Raw genomic sequence first — 8,561 nt, 5'->3', positions numbered from 1 at the left:
TTGACGGCGCCGGTGCCCTTGCCGTCACCGGCGAACGGCTGCATGAGCGAGATCGCGAACCACAGGACCGCGGCGACGACGAGCAGGACGAGGAGGAGCACCACCCGGCGCGCCCCGCGGCGGTGGCCGCGCCCCGTGGGCCGCTGGCCTCCCTGGCCCAGGACGCTGCGGCGCCCACCGGGGGCGCCCTGTTCGGCGACCGGGCCCATGGCGCTCTTGGCGACGCGACGCACGCCGGCCGGCGCCTCGAAGTCCTCCGTCTCGCCGGCCGCGCGAGCCGGGGCCGGGGTCGTCGCCGCGGGCGGCGCCGTCGGGCGTGGCGTGCCGGCCGGCGGGGTGGAGCGCACCACGGGCGCCGGTGCGGCGCGCTCGGGCGGCTCGGGGGTCGTGGCGCGTGCCTCGCGCTGCGGGGGCACGACGTCCCGGGGGACCCGGCGGACCCGCGGCGAGGGCTGGTCCTGCGGCGCGCTCGTCGGGAGGTCCGGCACGGGCTGCGACGGCTCGGGCGGCGGTGGCTGCCTCGCCGGTTCGGGGGCCGCCGGCCGCTCGGGCGGCGGCGGGGGAATGCGCGTGGCCGGCCGCTCGGGGGCCGGCGGAGGGACGGGGGTGGGCGTCGGCGGCGGGACGGGCGTGGGCGACCGCTCAGGGGCGGGCGGCGCCTCGGGCGCCGGCGGCGGGACGGGGGCCGCGGCAGGCGGTGGCGCGGGCTCGACGGTCGGCGGCGAGGGCTCGGGCGGCACCTCGGGCATCGGCCTTCCCTCACGCGCGGCACGGCGCGCCTCGCGTTCCAGTCGCGCGCGCTCTCGCTCGGCCGCGTCGCGGGCCCGGCCGGCGCCCCCGTCCTTCCCACCCCCGAAGAGACCCATCAGTGTGTGACCTCCGCCTGATCGCGCGCCGTGGTGAGCGTCAGCCAGTCCTCGAGGAGGACCGCGGCCGCCCGGGAGTCCTCGCTGCGCGCGCCGCCGCGCTGGGCGGCGATGCTGGTCGTGAACCGCTCGTCGTAGAGCTCGACCGGCACGCGGACCGCCTCGGTGAGCTTGGCCGCGAACTCGCGGACCTCGGTCGTCTGCGCGCTGTCGGTGCCGCGCAACGTCACCGGCAGCCCGACGACGACGCGCTTCACGCCGCGCTCGCGCACGACCCCGAGCACCCGGTTGAACCCCTTGCGGGTCCCGGGTCGCAGCACCGGGTCGATCGGGGTCACGATGGTGCCCGTGGGGTCGGTGACGGCGCAGCCGCACCGGGCGCTGCCGTAGTCCAGCGCGAGCACGCGACCGCCGTTCACGAGGTGAGCGCCGACTCGATGGCTGAGCGGGCCGCGTCGAGCGCCTCGTCGAGCTTGCCCGGATCCTTGCCGCCGGCCTGGGCCATCGTGTCGCGACCACCGCCACCTCCTCCGGTGATGCCGGCCGCGATGCGGATGACCTCGCCGGCCTTGACGCCGCGCTGCACGAGTGACGGCGCCACAGAGGCGACCAGGAACACCTTGCCGTCGACCGCGCTGCCCAGGACGATGGCCGCGTCGCCGCTCACCTGACCCTTGACGCGGTCGGCGACGTCCATCAGCGCCTTGCCCGGGACCCCGTCGACCGTCGCGGTGAGCACCATGGCGCCGCCGACGTCCCGGGCACCGGCGGCGATCGTCGCGGCGTCGGCCGCCCCGTTGCCCCCGCCGCCCTGCTGGGCCTTCGCGGCCGCCTTCGCCTTGGCCTGCAGGCCGCTGATCGCGTCGGGGACCTGCTCGGGCGTCGTGCGCAGCGCGTCGGCGCCGGCGCGCAGCAGCGCGTCGTGCTCCCGCAGCAGCGTCACGGCCGCCGGCCCCGTCACGGCCTCCACGCGCCGCACGTTGGACGCGCTGGACCCCTCGGAGGTGATCTTGAAGACGCCGATCTCCGCGGTCGAGCGCACGTGCGTGCCGCCGCACAGCTCGCGCGAGAAGGATCCGTCCCCCACCTCGACCATCCGCACGACGTCACCGTACTTCTCGCCGAACAGCGCCATGGCGCCGAGGGCCTTGGCCTCGTCGAGCGTCGTGGAGATCGCGCGCACCGGGTGGTTCTCGAGGATCCAGGTGTTCACGTCGTCCTCGACGCCCTGCAGCTCCTCGGGCGAGAGCCGCTGCCCGTGCGTGAAGTCGAAGCGCAGCTTGTCCGGGCGAACCGCCGAGCCGGCCTGGCGCACGTGCGCTCCGAGGTGCTTGCGCAGGGCCGCGTGCAGCAGATGGGTCGCGGTGTGGTTGCACTGCGTGGCGTGCCGGGCCTGCCGGTCGACGCGGGCGACGACACGCTCGCCCGCCTTCAGCGCGCCGGTCCGGACCTCGACCGTCACGGCCTGGTCGTCGCCCGCGCGCACGACCCCGGACACGACGGCCTCGCAGTCCCCTTCCTCGCAGGCGATCACGCCGCTGTCGGAGACCTGGCCGCCGCCCTCGGCGTAGAACGGCGAGGACGCGAGCTTCACGTACGTGACCCCGTCGCGCTCGGCGATCGCCGCCACCGACGTGTGCTCCTCGAGGTGCTCGTAGCCGGTGAACTCGGTCTGCGTCGTGGACAGCGACCGCACGACGTCGGCCGCCCCGCCGACGCGGCCCTTGCCCCCGGCACCGCCGGCCGAGCGCGCCCGCTGCTCGTCCATGAGGACGGTGAAGCCGGCCTCATCGACCTCGAGCCCGCGCTCGGCGGCGATCTCCTGCGTCAGCGAGATCGGGAAGCCGTAGGTGTCGTGGAGCTGGAAGGCGGCGGCCGCGTCGAGCGAGCCGGCGGCGATGTGCTCCTCGAGGATCTTCAGGCCGGCCTCGAGGGTGCGCCCGAAGCCCTCCTCCTCCGCGGTCGCCCACTTCAGGATCGTGTCGCGCTCGCTGACGAGCTCCGGGTAGCCCGCGCCCATCAGCTCGACGACCTGGTCGACGTACCGCGGCAGGAAGCCGGGCTCGATGCCGATGCGGTGCCCCTGCTGGATCGCGCGGCGCATCACGCGGCGCAGGATGAATCCGCGGTCCTCGTTCGACGGGACGACGCCGTCGGCGATCAGGAACGTCATCGCCCGGGTGTGGTCGGCGAGGATCCGCAGGGCGCGGTCGTCGACCTCGCCGGTCGCGAGCTCCTTGCCCAGATCGATCAGCGGGACGAACTGGTCGGTGTCGAAGATCGTCTCGACGTCCTGCTGGATCAGGGCCATGCGGTTGAGGCCCATGCCCGTGTCGATGTTCTGGTTGGGCAGCGGGGTCAGGATGCCGTTCTCGTCCTGGTCGAACTGCATGAAGACGAGGTTCCAGTACTCCAGGAAGCGCTCGTTCTCGCCGCCCGGGAGATCGTCCTCGGTGCCGTAGGCGAGTCCGCGATCGAGGTACAGCTCGCTGCAGGGCCCGCACGGGCCGGTCGGCCCGGCCTGCCAGAAGTTCTCCGACCTCGGGCACAGCACGATCCGCTCGCGCGGCACGCCGATCGCCTCCCACGCGGCGATGGCCTCCTCGTCGGGGCCCAGGCCCAGGTCCGGGTCGCCCTCGAAGACGGTGACCCACACGTCCTTCGCATCGAAGCCGAACCCGTTGAGGGAGAGGTCCCAGGCCAGCTCGACCGCGCCCTCCTTGAAGTAGTCGCCGAGCGAGAAGTTGCCAAGCATCTCGAAGAACGTGAGATGGCGGGAGGTGTTGCCGACGTTCTCGATGTCGGTCGTGCGGAAGCACTTCTGGCACGAGGTCAGGCGCGGGTGCGGCGGCGCCTCCAGGCCCATGAAGTACGGCTTCAGCGGGTGCATCCCCGCCGTCGTCAGGAGCACCGACGAGTCGAAGGTGGCGGGAACCAGCGACCCCGAACGGCGGCGCAGGTGATCGCGCTGCTCGAAGAACGACAGGAACGTCTCGCGGATCTGGTCGGAGGTCACCGTTCGATTGTCGCGCATCCCACCACGACATCGCCGTCCAGCAGGCAGGCGACCTGGCCGGGCGCGGCTCCGTGCACCGGTTCGTGCAGCTCCAGCGCGCCGTCGCGCAGCGTGCACGGCAGCGAGCGCGACCGGTAGCGCAGCTTGACGCGGTCCACCCGTCCCGGGTCCCGGTAGAGCCGCACGTCGCCGATCGGGACCGTCGTGGTGGCCAGCGCCGCGTGCGGTCCGACCACCACCGTGTTCGTCTCGGGGTCGGTGCGCAGGACGTGCAGCGGCTCGGCGTCGCCGCCGGGCAGCCCCAGCCCCCGACGCTGGCCGACCGTGACGTGGTGCGCGCCGCGGTGGGTCCCCAGGACGGCGCCATGCTCGTCGACGATGTCGCCGGGCGTCTCCCCCAGCCCGCCGTGCCGGGCCAGGAAGCCCGCGCGGCCCACCCCAGCCAGGAAGCAGAGATCCTGCGAGTCGGGACGCCGCGCGACGGGCAGGCCCGCCTGCTCCGCGAGCGCGCGCACGGCGGGCTTGCGCAGCTCCCCGAGCGGGAACCGCAGGCGCGCCACCGAGTCCGGATGCAGGGCGGCGAGCATGTAGCTCTGGTCCTTGCCCTCGTCGAGCGCCGCGCGCAGCAGGCCGTCGGGGGTGACCCGCGCGTAGTGGCCGGTCGTGAGCGTCGCCGCCCCGAGCCGGTCCGCGTAGTCGAGCATCGCGTCGAGGCGCACGTGACCGTTGCAGCGCACGCACGGATTGGGCGTCAGGCCGGCGGCGTGATCCGCGAGCCACGGGTCGACCACGCCGGCGCGGAACTCGGCGCGCAGGTCGAGCGTGAGGTGCGGGAGACCCATGCGGTGCGCCAGCGCGCGGGCGCCCCGGACGGCGTCGGCCGAGCAGCAGCTCTTGCTGCCGTCGTGCCCGTCGTCGGCCCACAGCTCGAGCGTCACCGTGCAGACCTCGTCGCCCTCGCGAACGCCGAGCAGCGCCGCGACCGCCGAGTCGACGCCGCCGCTCATCGCCACGAGGGTCCGACCCGTGCCGTCCGGGCGCGGTGGCGCCACCGCGGCCTGCGTACGTACGGCCGCCCCGAGCGCGCGGTGCAGGGCGTCCGCGGCGAGGTCGGCCGCGTGGAGCTTCCCGACGCTGAGACCACCGAGCGCCGCGGCGACCTCGGTGGTCCCGATGCGCGCCGCTTCCAGGACTGGCGCGCCGTGGATCAGCTCGACCACGGCGCTGCCCGCGGCGATCGTCGCCCCGCAGCCCTCGGCGTCGAACCCCGCGTCCGCGATCCGGTCCTCGGCGACGGTCAGGGCGATCGTGACGAGGTCCCCGCAGAGGGCGCCGCCGGCGGCGCCATCGATCGCGCCGTCGGGTCGGTGCCCGCGCCCGCGCGGGAAGGTCAGGTGGTCCTCGAAGCGCTCGTCCGCCACGGCTCGAGTGTGGCAGGCCCGGGACGCCGCACGCGCGCGAGCCGCGACTGTTGCAGCGCCGCCACCCCGCTGGCACACTCCGTTCATGAGAGCGGCTATGTGCCAGGTGGTCGTGCTGGTGCTGTCGCTCTGCATGGCCGCGAGCGCCGTCGCCGCCCCGCCTGGCTCGACGAGCCTGGTCTCGCGCCCGGACGGAACCGGGCCGGTCCCTCCGGCCTCCGACAACAGCAGCGACACGTCGACGGGCGCGGTCAGCCGCGACGGTCGCTACGCGCTGTTCACGTCACGCGCGGACGGCTTCGCGGACGGTGTCGACCCGCGGGTCACCAACCTGTTCGTGCGCGACACGGTCACCAACACGACCACCCTCGTGAGCCGCTCGGACGGTCTCGAGGGTGCCGGCGCCAACGCCGACAGCTTCGCCGGCGACCTCGCGGTCGCGCAGATCGGCGGCCAGCCCCACGTCCTCGTCGCGTTCGCCACCACGGCGACGAACATCGTGGACCACGCCACCGGGACGGTCGTGAGCACACCGAACGTCCCACAGGTCTGGCTCCGCGACGTGACCTCGGGCCGCACGACCTTGATCAGCCGTGCCGACGGCGCCACGGGCACCCCGGCCAACGCGTCCTCGGAGGACCCCGCGATCGCGGTCGGGACCAGCGGGCCGGTCGTCGCCTTCCGCAGCGAGGCCAGCAACCTGGACGGCACGGGCAGCGGCGGCGTGTACATCCGCCGGGTGAACTTCGAGGACACCCAGCTCGTCTCGTGCAAGAACAACACCTGCGCGGGGACACCTGCCGCCGCCCGCGCCGCCGACCCCGACGTCACGACGGTCCCTGCGGCCTCCGGGACGTACTGCCCGGCGCCGCAGCACGTCGAGTGCATCGCGATCGCCTTCCTGGTCGGCGACATGACGATGACCAACGACCCGGCGCGTTCGCAGCACGTCATGTTCGCCGTCGTGGAGCCCGGCAAGCCGACGACGTTCTTCATCGCCAGCCGCCCCAACGCCCCGAGCACCGCGCTCGCGAACAACCACTCCTTCGCCCCGGCCTGGAGCGGTGACGGGAGCGCGCTGGCGTTCCTCTCGCGGTCCTCGAACCTCACGGCCGACGCCCTGCCGGCCGGCAACCCGGAGCAGGCGTTCGTCCGGCTGCCCAACACAGGGGCGACGACGCTGGTCAGCCGCGCCGCCTCGGCCGCGAACTCGAGTATCTACTCCATCGACCTCGGGGGCACCGCAGGCAACCTGCGCGCGGTGTTCTACACCGACGCCACCAACCTCGGCGGAACCGGGCGGGAGGCGTACGTGCGAGAGTTGGCCACCAGCACGACGCAGATCCTCAATCGCGCATCGGGGCCGTCCGGCGTCGTCGGCGATCGCGGGGTGTCGGATCCACCGGTGATCAACCCCACCGGGACCGCCGCGTTGGTCACGAGCTCGGCGACCAACCTCGGCGACGACAGCGGCGCCCGGTTCAGTCGGGTGCGGCTGCGGCGCCTCGACACCCCGGGCCAAGAGGTGCTGCTCGTGTCGCGGCCGTCCGGAGTCGGACCATTGCGACGCCTGACGGATACGGCGTTCCCGGCGGACGTGAGCGCCGACGGCCGGTTCGTGGCGTTCACGTCGAACTCGCCGTCACTACCCGGCGCGGACGCGAACGCCGGCTTCAACGTATACGTGCGCGACCTGCTGCTCGGCCGGACCGATCTCGTGAGTCGTGCGACGGGAGCGACGGGCGCTCCCTCGACGCACGCCTCGGGAGGGGGCATCAGCGCGGACGGCCGGAAGGTGGTGTTCTCGGCGACGAACCTGACACCGGACTCCCCGCCCGATGTGGGGCAGGTCTACCTGCGTGATCTCGACGCGCAGACCACCACGCTGCTCAGCAGGAGGACGGGCGCCGGTGGCGAGCCCGCCACGCTGTTCGCCGGCGCACCACGGATCAGCGACGATGGCGCGCGCGCGGTCTTCGTGACGCGGAGTGGGCTGGATCCCGCCGCCAACGACGGCTTCCAGCACGTCTACGTTCGCGACATCCCGACGCAGGCCACCGTGCTCGTCGATCGTGCCGACGGCCCGAACGGCGCCGTGGCGCCGGTGTTCGCGCAGGAACCGGACATCTCCGGCGACGGTCGCCGCGTCGCCTGGGACAGCACCGCCGCCTACGCGGGCGCCCCGGCCGACGGGAAGCTGCACGTCTTCGTGCGTGATCTTCCGACGAGCACCACGATGCTGGTGAGCCGGGCGGACGGGACCGCCGGAGCCTCGGCGGCCGCTGACTCCCGCGCCCCGAGCCTCAACGCGGACGGGAGCGTCGCCGCCTTCGCGTCCCGCGCGCAGAACCTCGGCGAGACCTTCGTGAATCCGCAGGTGTTCGTGCGTGACATCGCGCGGGGTCAGACCCTCGCGGTCAGTCGCGCGACCGGCGCGGGACCGTTGGCCGGCAGCGCAGGCGCGCCCGCGGTGGACGCAGCGGGGACGCGGGTCGCCTTCCACGCCTCCGGCGCCCTGACCGCCGACGGCCAGACGCCCGGATCACCCCAAGCGGTGTACACCCGTGACCTGCTCACCGGCCAGACCACGCTCGTGAGCCGCGCGGCCGGACTGGCCGGCGAACCCGCCGACGGGGACTCGCTGTCTCCCGTGATCACCCCCAGCGGAGACTGCGTCGCGTTCCAGAGCACATCGACGAACCTCGACCCCGCGTTCAGCAGCCCCGACTTCCCCGCGGTCTACCTGAGGGTCCTGCGCGGAGAGTGCCCGCCCCCGGCACCCCCGGCGCCGATCACGCCGGCGCCCGTGGCTGACGGACAGGGCGCCGGCACGCCGACCGGGACCGGCGCGGGGGCCCCGCAGGCGCCGCCGACGGCCGGTACGTCGCGGCCTCCCGTGGCGGCGAAGCTCGCTCGACTCAAGCTGGGCTCCACGCGCTTCCGCACACGCGGGCGCAAGCCCGGGACGACGATCACCTTCACGCTCGACCGCGCCAGCGCCGTCACGCTCACCTTCTCGCGACTCGTCCCGGGCCGCGTGCGCGGCAAGCGGTGCGTCGCCGCGGGACGGAGCGGCAAGCGCTGCACCGCGACCAGGACGGCCGGGCGGCTGACCGCGAAGGGTCGCAAGGGCACCAATCGGGTGAGGTTCACCGGACGGCTGGGGCGCAAGCGACTGGCCGTCGGGCGCTACCGCCTGAGCGCCAAGCCCTCGGGCGGTGCCACGCGCACCGTGCGCTTCCGCGTCGTCCGCTGACC

4 protein-coding genes and 1 pseudogene are annotated in these 8,561 nt (G+C 74.2%); 1 reads left to right on the top strand and 4 read right to left on the bottom strand.

Features of this window, described 5'->3' with window-relative positions; translation table 11 throughout:
* The 4 genes and pseudogenes from ABYE80_RS13245 to mnmA all read right to left on the bottom strand — a co-directional run.
* Positions 1–488: pseudogene (locus ABYE80_RS13245) on the bottom strand (hypothetical protein); the annotation flags it as partial.
* Between the two features lie 377 nt (positions 489–865).
* Positions 866–1,285 carry a Holliday junction resolvase RuvX gene (gene ruvX / locus ABYE80_RS13240; protein ID WP_372790756.1) on the bottom strand — a complete coding sequence of 140 codons (420 nt, stop codon included), beginning with the start codon at positions 1,283–1,285 and terminating at the stop codon, positions 866–868.
* Entirely contained in the window at positions 1,282–3,882 is a 2,601-nt protein-coding gene (alaS, locus tag ABYE80_RS13235) for an alanine--tRNA ligase (protein ID WP_372790755.1), read from the bottom strand. Before alaS ends, ruvX begins: the two co-directional genes overlap by 4 nt.
* Complete coding sequence (gene mnmA / locus ABYE80_RS13230; RefSeq protein ID WP_372790754.1) at positions 3,879–5,303, bottom strand: tRNA 2-thiouridine(34) synthase MnmA; 1,425 nt, start codon at positions 5,301–5,303, stop codon at positions 3,879–3,881. The genes alaS and mnmA overlap by 4 nt, the downstream gene beginning before the upstream one ends.
* Positions 5,304–5,388: 85 nt before the next feature.
* Between mnmA and ABYE80_RS13225 the strand changes: the two genes are divergently transcribed.
* On the top strand, positions 5,389–8,559 hold the full coding sequence (locus ABYE80_RS13225; RefSeq protein ID WP_372790753.1) for a hypothetical protein: 3,171 nt from the start codon (positions 5,389–5,391) through the stop codon (positions 8,557–8,559).
* Positions 8,560–8,561: the final 2 nt, after the last annotated feature.

The sequence above is a fragment of the Paraconexibacter sp. genome, from assembly GCF_041602235.1.
Taxonomy (GTDB): Bacteria; Actinomycetota; Thermoleophilia; order Solirubrobacterales; family Solirubrobacteraceae; genus Paraconexibacter.
The sequence above is the reverse complement of the archived record's forward strand: the minus strand, read 5'-3'. Positions and strand labels throughout refer to the sequence as shown.

Bases quoted from the DNA above. Each gene is read 5' to 3' on its own strand.
- ABYE80_RS13225 (WP_372790753.1), top strand. From the start codon at position 5,389: ATGAGAGCGGCTATGTGCCAGGTGGTCGTGCTGGTGCTGTCGCTCTGC.